Origin of the sequence: Ruegeria sp. Ofav3-42, from assembly GCF_022347725.1 — a bacterium.
Lineage (GTDB): Bacteria > Pseudomonadota > Alphaproteobacteria > Rhodobacterales > Rhodobacteraceae > Ruegeria.
Genome location: NZ_JAKRGB010000007.1, coordinates 213,154 through 231,603 on the forward strand (window position 1 = coordinate 213,154; position 18,450 = coordinate 231,603).

Sequence of the window (18,450 nt, forward strand, 5' to 3'; positions counted from 1 at the left end):
GCGCTAACCTTTCGAAGGCGGGTTTTTGACCTGATCTGACTGCGCCAGCACGTCCGCAAGGCCTGCTTTCCAGTCAGGGCGTGACAGCCCGTAGACCTTTTCCAACCGCGAGCAATCCAGCCGCGAGTTTTGAGGGCGCTCAGCGGGGGTCGGGTACGCGCTGGTCGGGATATTTTCGACTGAGGTCGCAAGCCCTGCCTGCTGAAAAATCTCACGCGCGAAATCTGCCCAACTGGTATCCGGCGCGCCGGTATAGTGGAACAGGCCGCCATCGGCCTTTGATCCCTTCTCGGCCATGGTCAATAGCGTGGCGGCGATATCCGCCGCGGGCGTGGGACCGCCAATCTGATCTGCGACAATGCTCAGTTGATCACGGTTTTCGGCCAATCTCAGCATCGTCTTCACAAAATTATTTCCGTGCGCCGAGAACACCCAGCTCGTACGCAGGATTCCATGCCAGCCACCGGCCGCAGCCACCTGTCTTTCGCCTTCCAGCTTGGTGCGTCCGTACACGCCAAGCGGACCTGTTGGGTCTTCTGTCGATCTCGGGGTGTCACCAGACCCGTCAAAGACGTAGTCGGTCGAGACGTGGAGAAATGGAATACTACGCGCCGCTGCCGCGTGCGCCATAGCTCCTGGTGCGTCGGCGTTTACCACTTGGGCAATATCGCGCTCACTTTCGGCCTTGTCGACAGCAGTATAGGCGGCGGCGTTAATCACGACATCCGCATCCGTATCGCGAATGCGTTCGGCGCACATCGCCGGATCGGTCAGATCGGCTTCCGATCGTCCCAGCGCTTCCACCACTATGCCACGTGTGGGCGCTTGCTTTTGCAGTTCCGTGGCGACCTGCCCGTTTCGACCAAAGACAAGAACTTTCATTTGGCCACACCAAGTCGTTCACCGACGCCGTCGCGTGCCAAAAGCGCGTTCAGCCATGCTTCGTTGTCCAGGTACCACTGAACCGTCTGCTCCAGACCGGTTTCTGGCGTATACGCCGGATGCCAGCCGAGGTCCTCGACGATCCGTGTCGGGTCAATCGCATAGCGACGGTCGTGACCGGGGCGATCCGTGACGAAAGTGATCTGTTCAGCATAAGGTGTTTTGGCCGGACGAAGTCGATCCAGAATGCCGCACAGCAATTTGACCAGATCAAGATTTGTCATCTCGTTTTCGCCGCCGATGTTGTAACTCGAGCCGGATGAGGCTTTTTCGAGCACCAGCAACAGCGCTTCTGCGTGATCTTCAACATGCAGCCAGTCGCGAATGTTATCGCCTTGTCCATAGATCGGAATCGGCTGCCCTGACAGAGCTTTCAGGATCACGACCGGAATCAGTTTCTCGGGAAATTGGAACGGGCCGTAATTGTTGGAACAATTTGTTAGAACGATCGGCAGCCCATAGGTCTCGTGCCACGCGCGGACAAGGTGATCCGAACTCGCCTTCGATGCCGAATAGGGCGAGTTTGGCTGATACGGGCTGTCTTCGGTGAAAAAGCCGGTCTCCCCCAGAGACCCAAAGACCTCATCAGTCGAAATGTGGTGAAAGCGAAAGTCTGCGGGCTTGCCAGCCTCGTTCCAATAAGCGCGCGCGGCTTCCAACAAAACGTAGGTGCCCGTCACATTGGTATCGATAAATGCGGCAGGGCCATCGATAGACCGATCAACATGGCTTTCGGCCGCAAGATGCATGATCGCATCTGGCTGGTGAGTTTTTAAAACGGCTGCCATCGCTGCAGCATCGCGGATGTCGGCATGTTCAAAGGTATAGCCCGGCGCATCCGCGACCATCGCGACATTGTCGAGGCAGGCTGCATAGGTCAGCGCATCCACATTGACGACCGAGTGGCCCTGCGCAATTGCACGGCGAACAACGGCGGACCCAATGAAACCGGCGCCTCCGGTAACCAGAAGTTTCATTTGGCATCCTCAAAAGTAAAGGGGGATTCTTGACCCGATAAGAGCAGCGCCGCAGCGTCCTTGTCCGAGAGCTTTACCTCGGCCGGCTTCAGCGGCCATTCGATGCCGATGTCAGGATCGTCCCAGCGTATGGCGCCTTCGGTTTCGGGGGCGTAGGTATCAGAGCACTTGTATACGATTTCGGTGTCAGGCTCCAACGTCATGAACCCATGGGCAAAACCTGCAGGAACCAGCAGCATGCACCCATTTTCGAAACTCAGTTCTGCTCCAACCCATTTACCAAACGTTGGTGATCCCTTGCGAATATCTACAGCGACATCGAAAAGTCTTCCACGTCCGCAGCGTACAAGCTTTGCTTGTGCCTTCGGTGGCGCCTGAAAGTGGAGGCCGCGGACAGTTCCAAGTTCGCTGGACATAGAGTGATTGTCTTGGACGAAAACTGTCTCGATCCCGGCAGAGGAAAACTCGTCAAAGTTGTATGTTTCTTCAAAAAAGCCGCGATGATCGCCAAATCGCCTTGGCGTAATCAGCATAACCTCTGGTATGGTGAGGGATTTGAATTCCATAATAAACAGTACCTATCTGTGCCAGATTACTACGCAAGCAGGGTCAAGAATGGGCTAGCGCAATCGGCATCGCTCGACAATATCGAAATAAGCCTAAATCCGAAAATTGGGATTAGGAAGGAGTCCACGGGGTCTGCTAGGCGTTCATCGTAATTTTCTTGGTGATCGGCTTTTTATCAGGACCCGAACAGTGGTGGGCCGATCATCAGCTCTGTTTGCCGAACTAGCTATAGCGGAAACGGCGGTCTGTCCCAATCAATCACTCGGTCAATCCGATTCAAAAAAGAACTGATCTCAAGCTATGGGTGGCCTTTTGTGCTTTTGTTTTCCTCCGCTTCCACCCTTAGACGATCTGGAACATTATTCCTCAAATTCTGTGAGGCCTCTGGTCGCCAATATCAATACTTGGTATCACGCGTGTTGAAGTTTACTCGCATCGCATGCTGGAGGGTACATGCCTTCGCTAGAACGAAACAAGGCTGAGGTCGTTCGACGGACGGGGTTTACATTTTCCACCATCTCCAATCTGATCGAAAACCACGATGTCATATCGTTCGATGTTTTTGGTACACTGTTGGCAAGCTACCTGTTCAGTCCGGATGGGGTTTTGCGATACATGGAGCAGACTCTAGGCGTAGATGGCTTTGCCGCTGCAAGATTGAAAGCAGAACTGCTTGCCCGGCGACGATTCGGGACGCGCGAAGCGCCTGAAGCCAGCCTGAACGAAATCTACGAAGTTCTTTCAGTTCTTTTACCGAGTCATGGTGTCACCCCGGGTGAAGAATTGGAGTTTCGGAAAAGTCTGGCCTATGCGGATCAGTCCATTGGGCTGCTTGCAAAGGTCGCCCGGGAAAAGGGCAAGCGGGTAATCGGGGTGAGCGACACCTGTTTAGACAAAGCGCAGTTGTCGAATCTGCTGGACTCGCACGGGATTGAATTGGATGTGTTATACACCTCGTTGGATCACCGGCGCGATGCGCTTGGGAACGTCAACGGACGCATTTTTCCACACGTAGCTGAAAGGGAAGGGGTTGCACCACACCGTATCCTGCATCTTGTAGAGAACCAATCCAATGACTTGGAAAACGCCTTAGCGACTGGATTGACAGCGATTCACGTTCGAGCGCCTCATGAGTGCATGAAGCAGGATGAAAGTCCGTTCGTTCAAATCAACTGCGGCGAAAACACGCTGACTGAAGAATTTATCCAGGGCCAGATTGCAGCTCGCATGCCGCAGGTCGACCCCAAGGAGCCCGACCTCTATTCATATGGATTCAATGTGTGTGGGCCGTTGCTGCTCGGGCTTTGTGACTTTGTTGCAAACCGTGCAAAACAGGATGAGGTCGAGCAACTCCTTCTGCCTGAACATCAAGGTTACATTGTGGGACAGGGATTGAAGATCCTGCAACTTCCGGTGCCGAAAGTTTCGACCATCGATACCAATAAAGTATTGAGCGATAGCCCCTCAGCAGTCTCTGATACCGAGCAGAAACATCTGCGACGCCATATTGAAAATGTTATTGGGCAACGGAAACAAAACGTTGCAGTTCTGGATATCGACTGCAGTCTTCCAACTTTCGGTTCGGAGGCGCGGCCTTATATGTATTGGTACTGTCTAATAGGGCAGAGAGGCTCGGGCGATGGGTCAAATACCTCGGCCTACTTGTTCGACGAACTGAGTGCAGCGAGCATAGAAATGTTTGAAACGAACGTCGTCGAGCCGGTTTACTTGCTGTTTTCAAAGTCAAACTCAGAATGCGGTGAAAGCACGCCTTCAAGTGCAGAAAACAGTGCAGCCAAGTGGGTCAGAGGACTCGCAGCTCAATGCGTCCAGCGAGGTGCTCTTGATTTCCTTCGAGCGATTTCTCCCAGCAAAAACGTCATAAACCGCCGAGAGCTGGCAGATTACAACCGGCAGTGCTTTTTGCGTCTAACGGCGAGACCGACAGAACGAGAACACTGCGCTTTCGAAGGTGTTCCGTTAAACATAGATGGCGGTGAAAAGGCCCGAAGAACTATTGGGGCATCTTGGAAACCTGAGATTGCAACGCCTCAGAATTCTACCTCCTTGCGGGGTCAAGATGACGAGCGGCAACTGCATAACTATGAACTGCTGCTTCCAAATGCCATCAAACAACTGTCTCTACGTGATGACATCGGTCAATTGAATTGGTTTCGCATAATGTTTCGCCATCCGTTGAAAGTTTCATATTGGAACTCCGTCCGGCGTTACCTACGTCGAAAAAAGACGAGGTTGGGCCATAAATGAAGGTTGCCAAAAACGATCCGTTGAAGATTTTCGTTCCCTTTGTGAATGAACGAATGGCAGGTGACCTGTTCTCCAAAAACCCAAACTTACGGGACGTAGATGTTAATCTGATCGACAATCGTGGTCGTTCAGCGGGGCTGCCAGAACTCTACAACGAGATCATCGAGAAGCACTTGGGTGAGGATGCGTGGCTGTTCTTTGTACACGAGGACTTTGAAGTTCAGGGCGAATTGTTTGATACAAAAAACTTGGCAATCGAGGCAATATACGGCACCTTCGGTGTAAAATTGAAGGGGCATGTCCCGGTCAGTTTTGGTCGACATAAATGCAGCGAGAAAGATGGCACTTCGGTGCTGCAGGTTGGTTTGCCGGTGACTTCGCCGACCTGGGTTGAAACGTTGGACTGTGTGGCGGTCATGGTTCATACCCAGCTTGTAAGGGATCGCCCGGGATTGCGATTTGATGAGGTTCTGACTTTCGACCTTTATGCTGAGGACCTCTGCATCAATGCGCAGGAGAATTTTGGTATACCAGTTTTGGTTTTGCCTGTTGAGTTTCAACACTACTCAAAAGGCTTTGTCACCGAGCGTTATTGGCGCGGAGTACAGTACTTGGGTGAAAAATACCCAAATGTTGGTGTGCCCGGGAGCTGCTCATTCATTGGTGGAAAATCGCAAGAACTAGAAGACCATTTCACATATGACATTCCAGCTAACAGAAAAAAACGCCATACCCGTGAGGCAAGGAAAGTTTGATAACCTCTGAACGCACTGGTCCCTTTCACGGGCAGCGTAAGCGCTTGGATGGCCGTAGCGGTGTCATCCGGTTTCAAGTTACTCTGTGGCGAAATCTGTATCTAAGACTAGGATACCTGCTGAGAAAAGCACGCGGCTATAGCTTGATTTTCTTTCTTTTTCGCAAAACAAACTTTAGTAGGGCATACGTCAAGGGATTGAGTTGAGCTCCGTATGCAGCGCGCCACCGGCTGTTTTTGGCATTGCGGTAATGCGTATTGCGTTCACCAATTCGAGTCAGGCTTTCACCAGTTGTATCACCCACCCCAGCAAAGACTCTGACGTCCTTGAACCTGAGTGCGTCCTGACGATGAGGTTTACTCAGAAATTGACGCATGTCCCGTTCATCTTTCGATGCGGCATACTTGGATAGTGTCTCCACGGGCATGGCTTGCAATACGGATTCGATTGCACCCAGCGCGGCATCTTGAATTCGTTTCGCCCGTTCGAAGTTGATAGCTTCAAGTTCGCTAACCTCCGCTAGGTCCCAGGACATTTCGCCGGTTTCATCTTCGCTTATTCTGAGGACGCTGCCATGATCTGCTGAGCAAAGGAACTCTACGATGTCCCGGAAATCATCCGCCCAAGGTTGCAATGTGGAGGGCAGTCCATTTGATGTTGCATAGCTTTCGTATTCTAGACCGTTACGTCTGAGAATCGTCGTTGCGTGCCAGCCTGTTCCGAAATACAAGCCCAAGATATCAGCTTTGGGTTCCACGATCTCGCAAATGGAACGTTGTAAGCTTCCGCGCCAGCCGACATCAAAAACAGCGGTTTTTGAACCGGCAGGAAACGCCGAACGATAATACTTTGTCAGTACGGCGCGTTCGTTTTCAAAGGATTCATAGAAAACGTCGGGGTTGTCCTTCAGAAGCCCCAAAACCCTTTTCCGACCTTTTCGTGACAGTTGCTCAGCGGCATCGAAGTTGTTGTTAGCGAACAATTCCTTGAGTTTTGCACCACCAGAGATTTTGGTCAAAAAATCATCCAGTGACGCAGACCCCTCCAATGTGGCGTGTAGCATTCCACCAATGGTCTCGGGGTCCAGAACCGTAAATGGCAACGTTAGCAAGCGCCGGGATGCGGCCACATATTGGGTGTCATATTTTTCCGGCCACAAAAGCTCAAAGGCCGCCTTCGGAAACAAACCGTCACGGGCCAGAAACGCGACGCGTGAAATGTCCTTTTTGTCCATCTCCTGTTTCATCCAAATCAACAGTGAGGTGATCCATGGAGCGACTAGAACCGCTCCGAAAGCTTCGAAGTACTGTTCTTCGGACAGGCTTCGAAAATCCAGCTTCTCAGAGTCGCAGTGATGCGTTTCCAGAAAATTCGCAATAAAAATTTGTGAAATAGGGCGGGTTCCCGCAAGCAGATTGGAATGGCGCTTTGGCTTCGGGGACCTAGACGGTAAGTCCTTGCTGGCGAGCACCACGTGAGATTGCATGCCGACACCAGCTGCCATTTTGCCATCGGCATGCCGGTTGTCTCCGATGTGCAAAATGTGGTCTTTCGGAACCCCGAAGTATTCGACTACGTCGTCGAACAGGCTGCCTGTGTGTTTGGTTTTTCCTTGCTCATTCGAAACGAAAACACGCTCCCAGCCAGTTATACCTTTTGCGAGCAGAACACGTTCGAGATAGTCCTGCGGTAGGTACATATCCGATGTGATTACGAACCGTTTTTTGGTCTTCTTTATTTGCTCTACCAGCTTGCTGCCAAAAGTGGTTGCGTGAAGCAGGTCCATTTCTGTTTCCAGTTCGAGCTTTTTTATCTGCTCCGCCTGCTCGTAGGAGCAATTCGTGAACTGCTGAAAACAAAGATATATCTCGTCGAGAGAAACGTCTTCCAATCCTTTCTCACTTGCGTCTTCTCGGGCCAACTGTTCGGCCGCCACGCGGTAGTCTTTGAAGTGCTCGGTTACTTGTCTTGTTTGCGTATGCTCTGAAACGAACTCGAATGCATCTATGGGAGACTTGCAGTGACGAAAAAGGAGCGTGTCGAAAATATCTACAGACAGGAACTCATAGTCCCCAACCTTAGCAAGCACCTCTTCGCTGGGAGATACAATGATGTTTTTTCTTCGGTCGTTTTTGGGTGCCAAAGTAGTCTCACATTGATTAGGTTTGCCTTCCATGATGCTCGGTCAAGAGAACGACAAAAGCTCGAAATTACGTTTGCGCAGTTATTCGTTTAACGGGCTCGGATTATCAAGCTGAAACTGACCCGAACTTCTTGATAGCGCCAGTGAGAAACAGTACTTTCTGCGAGATTTTTGCTTTGATACATTTAAGCGTAGCTTGAGGTCCAAGTGGCAATCTTGGACGAATCGGACAACTGTTCAAGCCGATTGTCACAATTGATCTGCCCTATGGTGTTTGCGCAGCTGGTTCCGGGAACCGTGCGCGCGTGCGGTTAGCAAAAGCGACAAGCGACAGCATCACCGGAACTTCGACCAGTACGCCCACGACCGTGGCCAAAGCGGCACCCGAATTCAGACCGAACAGGCTGATGGCTACGGCGACCGCAAGTTCGAAAAAGTTCGATGTCCCAATCATGGCGCAAGGTGCGGCGATCCGGTGCGGGACCTTCAGTGCATAGGCGGCACCGTAAGCCAGAGCAAAGATGCCATAGCTTTGGATCAGGATCGGTACCGCGATCAACACGATCACCAGCGGTTTGGCCAGAATGGTCTGGCCCTGCAGACCAAACAGGATGACGACCGTAGCAATCAGCCCCATCACCGACCATGGTTTGACGCGGGCCGAGAACGCATCGATGGCCTCCTGTGATCCGAGTCTTTGGCGCGTAATCAGACCGGCAATCAGAGGCAGAACCACATAAAGCACAGTTGCCAGAACCAAAGTCTGCCACGGCACCTGAATATCGGTCACACCCAGCAGGAAAGCCACGATAGGTGCAAACGCAACCACCATGATCAGGTCGTTCACCGAGACCTGCACCAGCGTATAGGTCGCGTCACCTTTGGTCAGGTGAGACCAGACGAATACCATCGCGGTGCAGGGTGCCGCACCCAGCAGGATCAGCCCCGCGGTGTATTGGGCCGCGTCTTCGGGCTGAATCCACGGGGCAAAGACGTAGTCAAAGAACAGTACCGCCAGAAAGGCCATGGTGAACGGCTTGATCAGCCAGTTGACCACCAAAGTCACGATCAGGCCACGCGGCTGGCGCGCGACGCCTGCAACCGCGCCGAAGTCGACGCTGACCATCATCGGGTAGACCATCGCCCAGATCAGGATGGCCACGACGAGGTTGACGCTGGCCACCTCGGCAGAGGCGACCAGTTGGACCAGGCCGGGCGCGGCGAGGCCGATCAGCACGCCGCCGATCATGGCGAGGGCGACCCAGACGGTCAGGTAACGTTCGAAGATGCTCATGTATATGCCTCATTCGTCTGATCGGTCAGCTTGCCGGATGTCAGCGCAGCCAACGCGACCATGATTGCTGCTGTACCCAAGACGAGGGCAAGCCCGCCGATTTGATATGTCAGACCTGACAGAACGGTGCCCACCAGGCGGCCCGTTGCGTTGGCCATGTAGTAGAATCCGACATCCATCGTGACCCGCTCGGACTTGGTGAAGGCCAGGATCAGGTAGGAATGAAGGGAGGAATTGACCGCAAATATTGCGCCAAACGCCAACAGGCCCACGACCAGTGTTGCGGTCAGCCATGTCTCGGGGCCTGACGAAAACAGGACCGCGACGGTCAAAGCAGCCGGAACACAAAACAGGGCAACAGCCCAGTTGCGGGCGGCGCGGATCAGGACGCCTTCGGTCCGTTCATTCGCGCGCAGGATTTTGGGCGCGCTGGCCTGAACGGCTCCGTATAGGATGACCCAGACGGCCATGAACGTGCCGATCATAAAGAACGCCGCGCGGTTCCCTTCCTCAGTGCCGTCCGAAAGAACGGCGTAGAAGTAAATCGGGATACCGACTACGAACCATACATCCCGAGCGCCGAACAGAAAGACCCTTGCTGCTGACAGCCAGTTCACGTTGGATGATTTTGAGAAGACCTCGGAGAACTTCGCGCCTTTGCGTCCCTTCGGCAGGCCCGGCGGCATGAACAGGATGACGGCGATAAGGATCACCGCCAGAACAATCGCCATGGCCAGCGTGGCCCAGACAAAGCCGAGTGTTGCCAGCAATGCAGCGCCCAGTAGGAATCCCAGTCCTTTCACCGCATTTTTTGAGCCGGTCAGAACCGCAACCCAGCGAAACAGACCGCCACCCTCGGTAGGTGCCAGCAGTTTGACGGCAGATTTCGAGGACATTTTTGCCAGATCCTTGGCGACCCCACTGGCTCCCTGAACAGTCATCACAAAGACAACTTTGGCTGGAATTGCCCAATTAGGATCTAGTTGCGTGAGCACAAGCAACGCCCCAACCTGCAGCGCCAACCCAGCATAGAGCGTCGATGCCAGCCCGAACCGGGCCGCGATCCAACCCGCCGCAAGGTTCGTTCCCATACCGGCGATTTCGTAAAGAACAAACAGATATGCCAGCTGAACCGGCGAGAAGCCCATTGTATGAAAGTGCAACAGCACCAGCATACGCAGGGCCCCGTCAGTCAGCATAAAGGCCCAATAGGCCGCCGTGACAGCGATATAGGCCGACAGACCTTCGGGCCTCTGTTCGGGCCCCCTTGTCACAGCGAGGCACCAACCATCAGGGCAACATCGACCAGACGATGCGCATAGCCCATTTCGTTGTCGTACCACGCATAGATCTTCACTTGCGTGCCGTTCACCACCATGGTCGACGGCGCATCAACAATCGAAGAGCGTTCGTCATTGGTGTAGTCGGTCGAAACCAAGGGCCGCGTTTCATAACCTAGGATCCCCTTAAGCTCACCTTCGGCGGCAGCTTTGAAATACGCGTTGACCTCTTCGACTGTGGTTTCGCGTTCCACCTCGAATACGCAATCCGTCAGCGATGCGTTCAACAACGGGACCCGCACGGCGTGGCCGTTCAGCCGTCCTTTGAGTTCGGGATAGATCAGCGTGATCGCTGTGGCCGAGCCTGTGGTGGTCGGGATTAGCGAGTTCAGCGCTGACCGCGCCCGGCGCAGGTCCTTGGCCGGGCGGTCCACAATGGTTTGGGTGTTGGTCACGTCATGAATCGTGGTCATCGACCCGTGGCGAATACCGAGGTTTTCGTGGATCACCTTGACCACGGGGGCCAGACAATTAGTTGTGCAGGACGCTGCGGTTACAATGCGATGCGCGGCGGGATCGTAGGTGTCATCATTGACGCCCACGACGATGTTGGCGGTCGGGCCATCCTTGACCGGGGCCGAGACGACAACCTTTTTCACACCAGCTTCGAAATACGGTGCCAGCTTGGCTTCGGTCTTGAATACGCCAGTGCAGTCGATCACCACATCGACGCCGTCCAGCGGCAGGGAACCCAGATCCTTGGTGCCAATAAACGGCAGGCGGGTGCCGTTGATGGTAACACTGCTTTCGTCATGCTCGAATGCGGCATCCCAGCGCCCATGCACGGTGTCGAACTCCAACAGGTGTGCATGCATTTCGGGGTCACCGACCGCGTCGTTGATCCAGGCGACATTTGCGCCTTTCTCAAGCAGCGGTTTCAGGGCCAGTTTTCCCATCCGGCCCAATCCGTTCACAGCGTAGGTGGTCATTTCATATCCTCAGCAGAAGTTCTGCCGATTTCGTCGACAGCAGATTGAAGTGCGATCCGGTCGAGGCTTTCGACCGGCAAAGAGGTAAAGGCCTCGATCCGGCGCTTGAGCGCGCCGTAGGCATTCTGAAACGCCAGGCTTTTTTCGGCATCCGTTCCATGGGCCTTGACCGGATCCGGCATGCCCCAATGGCCGCTGATCGGCTGGCCTTCCCAGGCCGGGCATTCTTCATTCGCGGCTTGATTGCAGACGGTAAAAACGAAATCCATCTCAGGCGCGCCGGGCGCGGCAAATTCGGACATATGTTTGGACCGCAGGACCGATGTGTCATGCCCTTTGTCGCCAAGAACCTGTACGGCGAACGGGTTGAGCTCGGATGTGGGCTGCGTTCCGGCCGAATACACATTGAACCTTTCGCCGCCGAGGGAACGAAGCAACGATTCAGCAAAAATCGAGCGGGCAGAGTTGCCCACGCACAAAAACAATACGTTGTATTTACGGTCTGTCATTGTCTCATTTCCTTGAGCGAAGGGCATGCAGATGTCAGGGCGACCACGACAGCAATCGACGATCAGGTAATCGAGCATTTGCTGCACGTTTTTCATTTCAATCGAATAGAGCAGAGACGTTCCCAAGCGCTCCTGTTTGACCAGGCCCGATCGCTGAAGCGCGTTCAGGTAGTTCGACAGGGTACTGGCCTTTATGTCGAGCTCCGCCGCCACCTCTCCTGCAGGAACGCTGTCAGGAAAACGTCGCATTAACATGCGAAACACAGAGATACGCTGCGGATGACCCAGTATGGCTAATTGGTCTGTTACCTGTTCTGTCATATTTCATGAATTATTGAAATATAAGGTCCTGGTCAATCGAAATTGTGTGGCCGGCGAAACTTCAGGTAAAACCCTGAAAAAGAGTGAGTTTTCGAACCGGGATATCACCCCTGGAGGTCCTCACACGGCCAGGGCCGAGGGAATCATCCTCAAAGTCGCCTATGGTGCCTTGAGATTTCGAGGCTTGCACGTGCCAGCACGACCGTTTAAACGAACCTTCGTTTGCCTCAATAGCTCAGCTGGTAGAGCAGGTCCTTCGTAAGGACAAGGTCGGGGGTTCGAGTCCCTCTTGAGGCACCATTCTTCATCAAAACTCTGACGAAGAATTCGGTCAAAGGCGTTGGAATGCTCTCTGTTTGGCTGTCACAACCTGAGCGCACAAAGCCCTAAACGCATTCCTTTATGCCCAGCCCTATCAGGTATTCACCAGAAACAAACAGAAGCTCATCCGGACCCGCAAATCTGGCTTTGGACATAAACCAGTTTCGTATCGGATGAGGGTAGTACCGGGAAAGCGAAGCGCTTTGTCTGTCGAATTCATCGACCGTCATTTTTACTCTCTTGAATCGATGGGGGCCATGAAAGCCAAACATCGTATCTGGTGAAATGCAGACATCATCCGCGCCCAGCAACATGGTGCAGCTGGAATGGCAATACTCTCCAATGATCTGGAATTGCGCGTTGGTCTTGTTGGCGATTTCAATCTGTACCATGCGGTCCACAATTCGTCCGCCCGGATCATCGACAACCTGTATCTCATTCGATGCCGCCGGCACACTCATCAGAAAGAGCGCTGCCAACGCTGCTGTAGTGCCTCTCATCCGCCCGCCTGCTCAAAAGGGTGGAGTTTTTTGGTTTTCAGCAGGTTTAACAGAAAATTGGGTACGCAGAAATACACCCTAGAAACGAGAGAAAAACCTGTGGGGACAAGGCCTCACTCGGCGACGGATCGGAATATGCGCGCTGCGCGATGGTGCGTCTTGAACAGGCGCCTTAAGCTCGTTTCTCGCCGATGGTTGCGACACCCAGAACGGATAGCACTTTGGCCTCGATCTGCTCGGCATTCAAACCCGCGACCGCATACATATCGGCGGGGCTGGCCTGATCGATGAATGTGTCGGGCAGCACCATCGAGCGGTACTTCAGCCCGTGATCGAACACGCCTTCGTCCGCCAAAAGCTGCGCCACATGGCTGCCGAATCCACCAACTGCACCTTCTTCGATCGTGATCAGGGCTTCGTGGTTTGTCGCAAGGTCCAAAATCAGGTCGCGGTCCAGCGGTTTGGCAAAGCGAGCATCGGCGATGGTGGGGGTGATCCCCCGCGCAGATAGAGCTTCAGCTGCTTTCTGAACTTCGGCCAGCCGGGTCCCAAAAGACAGTAGCGCGACGCGTGCGCCTTTCTGGATGATCCGGCCCTTGCCGATCTCCAGTACTTCACCGCGCTCGGGCAGGTCGACGCCCACGCCTTCGCCTCGCGGATAGCGGAAGGCAATTGGGCCGTCGTTGTGCGCGGCGGCTGTGGCCACCATATGCACAAGCTCTGCCTCATCGGCAGCGGCCATGACGACCATGCCCGGCAGGTTGGCCAGATAGGCGATGTCAAAAGATCCCGCATGGGTCGCGCCGTCAGCACCGACCAGACCAGCACGGTCGATGGCAAAACGCACCGGCAGGCGTTGGATCGCCACGTCGTGCACGACCTGATCGTAGCCGCGCTGCAGGAAGGTGGAATACATCGCACAGAAGGGCTTCATGCCCCCGGCGGCCAATGCAGCTGCAAAAGTCACGCCATGTTGTTCCGCAATCGCAACGTCAAAACAGCGAGACGGGTAGCGGTCGGCAAACAGGTTCAGGCCGGTGCCGTCGGGCATCGCAGCAGTCACGGCGACAATCTTGTCATCGCGCGCTGCTTCTTCGACTAAGGTCTTGCCAAAGACCGAGGTGTAGGACGGTGCATTGGACGGAGCCTTCTTCTGCTCACCGGTCACGACGTCGAATTTCGCCGTGGCGTGGCCCTTGTCGCGGGCCTGCTCGGCGGGGGCGTAGCCTTTGCCCTTCTTCGTCAGCACATGGATCAGGATGGGTCCAGTAGCCCGCGCCTTGACCGTTCGCAAAACCGGCAGCAACTGGTCCATGTCGTGGCCGTCGATAGGGCCGATATAGGAGAACCCAAGCTCTTCGAAGAACGTACCGCCCATCGCCATGCCCTTGAGCATTTCCTTGGCGCGCTTTGCCCCCTCGCGGAAAGGCTCCGGCAGCAGTGAGACCGCGCCCTTGGCTGCGGCCTTCAGATCGTGGAACGGTGCTTCGGTATAGATCCGGGACAGATAGCTGGACAACGCGCCAACCGGCGGGGCAATGCTCATCTCGTTGTCATTCAGGATGACGATCAGGCGTTTCTTCAGATGGCCCGCGTTGTTCATCGCTTCAAAGGCCATACCGGCGGACATCGAACCATCACCGATCACGGCAATCGCATCGCCCAATCCTTCGGGCGTCACGCCGCCCAGATCGCGAGCGACGGCAAATCCCAACGCAGCGCTGATCGAGGTCGAGCTATGTGCCGCACCAAACGGGTCATAGGGGCTTTCGCTGCGCTTGGTGAAGCCGCTTAGCCCGTCTTTCATCCGCAGGGTGCGGATACGTTCGCGTCGCTCTGTCAGGATTTTATGCGGATAGCACTGGTGCCCGACATCCCAGATGATCTTGTCGCGCGGTGTGTCGAATACCGCATGCAGTGCTGTGGTCAGTTCGACCACGCCAAGTCCCGCGCCCAAATGACCGCCGGTGACGGACACGGCCGAGATCGTCTCGGACCGCAATTCCTGCGCCACCTGATGCAACTGCGCGTCCGAAAACTGCTTGAGATCCGCAGGGCGGCTCACAAGGTCCAGCAGGGGTGTGTTCGGGCGGTCAGACATTTGGCGTTCCTGGCTTAGCTGTCCCGGGCAATAACGAAGCGAGCCGCGTCCTTCAAGGTTTCAGCCTTCGCACCGTACTCATCCAATGCGGCACAGGCCTGATCAATCAACTCTGCGGCGCGTGATCTGGCTGCGTCCAAGCCCAGCAGGGAAACAAACGTGGCCTTGCCCGCCACGGCATCCTTTTGCAGTCGTTTACCGGCCTTCTCGGCATCACCTTCTACATCCAAAATGTCATCAGCGATTTGAAAAGCAAGTCCAAGCGCTTGGGCATATTGGCGCAAGGGTTCAGGGTCGGCCTGCGCCAGACGGGCCCCTGCACAGGCCGACCATTCGATCAGCGCGCCGGTTTTGCCGGCCTGCAGAGTCGTGATCTGCTCAAGTGTCAGAGGCTCAGCCGCCGTCTCGGCCGCGATGTCCAGCGCCTGACCCAATACCATCCCCTGCGCACCGCTGGCTTTGGCCAGTGTTAGAGCCAAATCGGCGCGAACCTCGGCATTCCCTACCTCGGGTCGGGTGCACAGCTCAAATGCCAGTGTCTGCAGGGCATCTCCGGCCAGAACTGCAGTGCCGTCATCCCATTTCACATGCACCGTCGGGCGTCCGCGTCGCAGATCGTCGTCATCCATACAGGGCAGGTCATCATGAACCAGTGAATAGGCGTGCAGGGCTTCGATCCCTGTTGCAGGCCATATCGCTTGCGCGACGTCGACGCCATGCATCCGGGCGCTTTCCAGAACCAGAAACCCGCGCAACCGCTTGCCGCCCTGCGTGGTGTAGGCCATCGCACGGGTCACATCCAGATCGTCCAGCGCGCTCAGGACCAGATCGAACTGAGCCTGAATCCGCGCGGCGTCTTGCGCCAGAATTTCCTTGAACATTTACTGACCTTCGACAGGGGTCGTCCCGGTTGGCTGCCCGTTGGCGTCCAACGTGATGGCTGCCACTTTTTCCTCGGCGCGCTTCAACTCGTCTTCACAGCGCTTTTTCAATGCGGCACCACGCTCGTACAACGCAATGGACTGATCCAGCGCCACGTCACCACGCTCCAGCTGGCCGACAACGGCCTCAAGCTCTTTCATGGCTTGTTCGAATGTCATCTGATCAACAGGAGTATCGGTCATCGGGCTGCCTTCATCAGTTCTTCCACATGGGCGCGAGTGGCCTCGGCAAGTGCGTTCAGATCATACCCGCCCTCCAGAGTCGAGACGATACGGCCCTGACAAAGTTCGTCGGCAATCTTGCACAACTCAGCTGTGACCCACGCAAAGTCACCGGTGGACCAGTTCAAATTGGCCAGTGGATCATCCTGGTGGGCATCAAAGCCCGCCGAGATGATGATCAGTTCCGGCTTGAACGCGCGCAGGCGTGGGAAGGCCTGCGTTTCGTAAGCTGTCCGCATCTCAGCCCCACCTGTGCCGGGCGCTAGCGGTATGTTCAGTACGGTCTCATAAGCGCCGGTTTCATCCGGACGCCCCGATCCCGGCCACAGCGGCATTTGCTGGCTCGTGATTACCAACGCGCGTGTCTCATCCCATAGCAAATCCTGGGTGCCATTACCGTGGTGCACGTCGAAATCCACGACGGCCACGCGTTTTAATCCGTGGTGATCCAGCGCGTGCTTGGCGGCCAGCGCCGCATTACCAAACAGGCAGAACCCCATCGCCGTTTCCGTTTCAGCGTGGTGCCCGGGCGGGCGGATCGCACAAAACGCGTTTTGGACGTCGCCCCCCAAAACCATGTCCACTGCGCGCACCACGGCACCAGCCGCGCGATAGGCCGCATCCACAGAGCCCGGCGACATAAATGTGTCTCCGTCAATCTGCGTGAAACCGTCCGACGGTCTGCTGTCACGAATATCGCGGATGTAGCTTTCGGGGTGCACGCGCAGCAGATCGTCATCTGCGGCCAATGGGGCCGTCACACGCATTAGGTCGAGACCCTCAAGCGCATGCAGAATGTGCTCCAAGCGCGCCACCCGCTCGGGGTGACCTTGCGGTGTTACGTGGTTAAGGCAATCGGCATGGGTCAAAAGGGCAGTTGTCATCGGGATCCCATCTTCATCTGGCTAAAAATATCCTCGCCGAAGGCACAAAATCGCCGCGCAGCGGCAATATCAATCGGGCGCGAGCATGTATCCGGCGCCCCGCACTGTCTGCAAATAGCGCGGCTGCTTGGGATCCTGTTCGATTTTGCGACGCAGACGGGTGATCTGAACATCCACCGCACGTTCCTGCGCCTGCCCCTTATCACGTCCTAGATCCTCGACCAGTTTGGCCCGGCTGATCGGCTCACCGGGCTGGGTTGAGAAGATCTTCATCAGCTGGCTTTCAGTTGCCGTCAGGCGCACCGGTTCTTCGCCCTGCCACATCTCACCACGCTCGATGTCATAGCGGATCGGACCGAGATGCAGAATTTTTGCAGCGGTATCCTGCGCCGGCGTTTCCGGCATCCGACGCAGGATCGCGTTGATCCGCAACAACAGCTCTTTCGGCTCGAACGGCTTGGCCAGGTAATCATCGGCACCCGCCTCAAGCCCGGCAATGCGATGCTCGGTCTCGCCGCGCGCCGTCAGCAGCAGGATCGGCGTGGCATGGGTCTCGCGCAGGGCTCTGGTCAGGCTGACGCCATCCTCACCGGGCATCATGACGTCCAGCACGATCATGTCGAAATCCAGCCCGGACAACACCCGCCGCGCATGCGCAGCATCACGCGCAGCCGTCACCAAAAAACCGCTCCGCATCAGGAACTTCTTCAACAGGTCACGAATGCGTTCGTCGTCGTCGACGATCAGCAGGTGGGCGTCCATATCGCTCATGAGGTGGTATCCCGCAGTTTCGTATATGCATGACGCATATCAGCATCCATCATCGCTTCAAGCACTTTACGAAACCCTGACACCGCCTCAGGACCCGCCTCTTTATAAGCCGCGCGCATCCGCACGCGCTGGGCCTCAGAGAGTTTGGCTTCAAGCGCCTTGCCTTGTTCCGTCAAAAATAGGTGTCTTTCGCGTTTGTCCACCGATCCAACCCGGCTTTCGACAAGACCATCCTCGATCAGCGTGCGCAAAACACGGTTTAGAGACTGTTTTGTTACCCCGAGAATAGCCAGCAGGTTGTTGACTGTCGTCCCAGGTGCGCGGTTGATGAAGTGGATCGCCCGGTGATGCGCCCGACCATAAGCCATCTGTGTCAGGATGCGGTCCGGGTCGGCGGTAAAGCCGCGATAGGCGAAGAACATCGCCTCGATCCCCTGTCGCAACTGTTCGTCGGTCAAAAACAGCAAACTCTCGCCGCCAAAGACTTGGGCGGGGCGCGTATCCGACATATTATGCCTCATTCGTTACACCGAACCGAGTTTATGTCAGCGTTATTGACATTCCAAGGGCGGACAGGTATCGAATCTCAGTTTTTGCGCAACAATATGTCCGGATCGGACTTAAATCGCGCAACAATCGAAAAATTGATCCCGGTTCAGGAGGAT

General features: G+C 55.3%; 17 protein-coding genes and 1 tRNA gene. 3 read left to right on the forward strand and 15 right to left on the reverse strand.

The window, feature by feature from the left end; all coding sequences use genetic code 11:
• Positions 1-3: 3 nt before the first annotated feature.
• The 3 genes from rfbD to rfbC are packed head-to-tail and all read right to left on the reverse strand — an operon-like array spanning position 4 to position 2,485.
• Complete coding sequence (rfbD, locus tag MHN28_RS12675; RefSeq protein WP_239340178.1) at positions 4-882, reverse strand: dTDP-4-dehydrorhamnose reductase; 879 nt, start codon at positions 880-882, stop codon at positions 4-6.
• Entirely contained in the window at positions 879-1,919 is a 1,041-nt protein-coding gene (rfbB, locus tag MHN28_RS12680) for a dTDP-glucose 4,6-dehydratase (RefSeq protein ID WP_239340181.1), read from the reverse strand. Before rfbB ends, rfbD begins: the two co-directional genes overlap by 4 nt.
• A complete protein-coding gene (rfbC, locus tag MHN28_RS12685; RefSeq protein ID WP_239340183.1) occupies positions 1,916-2,485 on the reverse strand; it encodes a dTDP-4-dehydrorhamnose 3,5-epimerase in 570 nt (189 codons plus the stop codon). The genes rfbB and rfbC overlap by 4 nt, the downstream gene beginning before the upstream one ends.
• A gap of 454 nt (positions 2,486-2,939) precedes the next feature.
• Here rfbC and MHN28_RS12690 point away from each other — a divergent pair, with 454 nt between their 5' ends.
• Positions 2,940-4,754, forward strand: coding sequence for a hypothetical protein (locus MHN28_RS12690; protein ID WP_239340187.1), 1,815 nt, complete (start codon positions 2,940-2,942; stop codon positions 4,752-4,754).
• Entirely contained in the window at positions 4,751-5,509 is a 759-nt protein-coding gene (locus MHN28_RS12695) for a hypothetical protein (protein WP_239340191.1), read from the forward strand. The genes MHN28_RS12690 and MHN28_RS12695 overlap by 4 nt, the downstream gene beginning before the upstream one ends.
• Positions 5,510-5,645: 136 nt before the next feature.
• Here the strand turns inward: MHN28_RS12695 and MHN28_RS12700 are convergent, their stop codons facing one another.
• From MHN28_RS12700 to MHN28_RS12720, 5 genes are all read right to left on the reverse strand, one after another.
• A complete protein-coding gene (locus MHN28_RS12700; protein ID WP_239340192.1) occupies positions 5,646-7,652 on the reverse strand; it encodes a hypothetical protein in 2,007 nt (668 codons plus the stop codon).
• Positions 7,653-7,917: 265 nt separating this feature from the next.
• Entirely contained in the window at positions 7,918-8,946 is a 1,029-nt protein-coding gene (arsB, locus tag MHN28_RS12705; RefSeq protein WP_239340194.1) for an ACR3 family arsenite efflux transporter, read from the reverse strand.
• The gene (gene arsJ / locus MHN28_RS12710; protein WP_239340195.1) at positions 8,943-10,220 is read right to left on the reverse strand and encodes an organoarsenical effux MFS transporter ArsJ; all 1,278 of its coding nucleotides are present in this window, start codon (positions 10,218-10,220) and stop codon (positions 8,943-8,945) included. Before arsJ ends, arsB begins: the two co-directional genes overlap by 4 nt.
• Positions 10,217-11,215 (reverse strand): ArsJ-associated glyceraldehyde-3-phosphate dehydrogenase, encoded by a 999-nt coding sequence (locus tag MHN28_RS12715; RefSeq protein ID WP_239340197.1) that lies wholly within the window; start codon positions 11,213-11,215, stop codon positions 10,217-10,219. Before MHN28_RS12715 ends, arsJ begins: the two co-directional genes overlap by 4 nt.
• Complete coding sequence (locus MHN28_RS12720; RefSeq protein ID WP_239340210.1) at positions 11,212-12,045, reverse strand: helix-turn-helix domain-containing protein; 834 nt, start codon at positions 12,043-12,045, stop codon at positions 11,212-11,214. Before MHN28_RS12720 ends, MHN28_RS12715 begins: the two co-directional genes overlap by 4 nt.
• Positions 12,046-12,269: 224 nt before the next feature.
• On the opposite strand from MHN28_RS12720, the gene MHN28_RS12725 reads away from it, so the two are divergent.
• A tRNA-Thr gene (locus MHN28_RS12725) sits at positions 12,270-12,345 on the forward strand.
• Positions 12,346-12,431: 86 nt separating this feature from the next.
• Here MHN28_RS12725 and MHN28_RS12730 read toward each other — a convergent pair.
• The 7 genes from MHN28_RS12730 to MHN28_RS12760 all read right to left on the reverse strand — a co-directional run bounded on the left by MHN28_RS12730 (position 12,432) and on the right by MHN28_RS12760 (position 18,294).
• A complete protein-coding gene (locus MHN28_RS12730) occupies positions 12,432-12,866 on the reverse strand; it encodes a hypothetical protein (RefSeq protein ID WP_239340213.1) in 435 nt (144 codons plus the stop codon).
• Between the two features lie 172 nt (positions 12,867-13,038).
• A complete protein-coding gene (gene dxs, locus MHN28_RS12735) occupies positions 13,039-14,967 on the reverse strand; it encodes a 1-deoxy-D-xylulose-5-phosphate synthase (RefSeq protein WP_239340215.1) in 1,929 nt (642 codons plus the stop codon).
• A gap of 14 nt (positions 14,968-14,981) precedes the next feature.
• On the reverse strand, positions 14,982-15,848 hold the full coding sequence (locus tag MHN28_RS12740) for a polyprenyl synthetase family protein (RefSeq protein WP_239340217.1): 867 nt from the start codon (positions 15,846-15,848) through the stop codon (positions 14,982-14,984).
• Positions 15,849-16,091, reverse strand: a complete 243-nt coding sequence (locus tag MHN28_RS12745) for an exodeoxyribonuclease VII small subunit (protein ID WP_058272726.1) — start codon at positions 16,089-16,091, stop codon at positions 15,849-15,851.
• Positions 16,088-17,014 (reverse strand): histone deacetylase family protein, encoded by a 927-nt coding sequence (locus tag MHN28_RS12750; RefSeq protein ID WP_239340219.1) that lies wholly within the window; start codon positions 17,012-17,014, stop codon positions 16,088-16,090. Before MHN28_RS12750 ends, MHN28_RS12745 begins: the two co-directional genes overlap by 4 nt.
• A 69-nt stretch (positions 17,015-17,083) precedes the next feature.
• A complete protein-coding gene (locus MHN28_RS12755) occupies positions 17,084-17,785 on the reverse strand; it encodes a response regulator (RefSeq protein ID WP_239340230.1) in 702 nt (233 codons plus the stop codon).
• Positions 17,782-18,294: a MarR family winged helix-turn-helix transcriptional regulator gene (locus tag MHN28_RS12760; RefSeq protein ID WP_239340233.1), complete on the reverse strand. Its 513-nt coding sequence runs from the start codon at positions 18,292-18,294 to the stop codon at positions 17,782-17,784. Before MHN28_RS12760 ends, MHN28_RS12755 begins: the two co-directional genes overlap by 4 nt.
• Between the last annotated feature and the right edge of the window lie 156 nt (positions 18,295-18,450).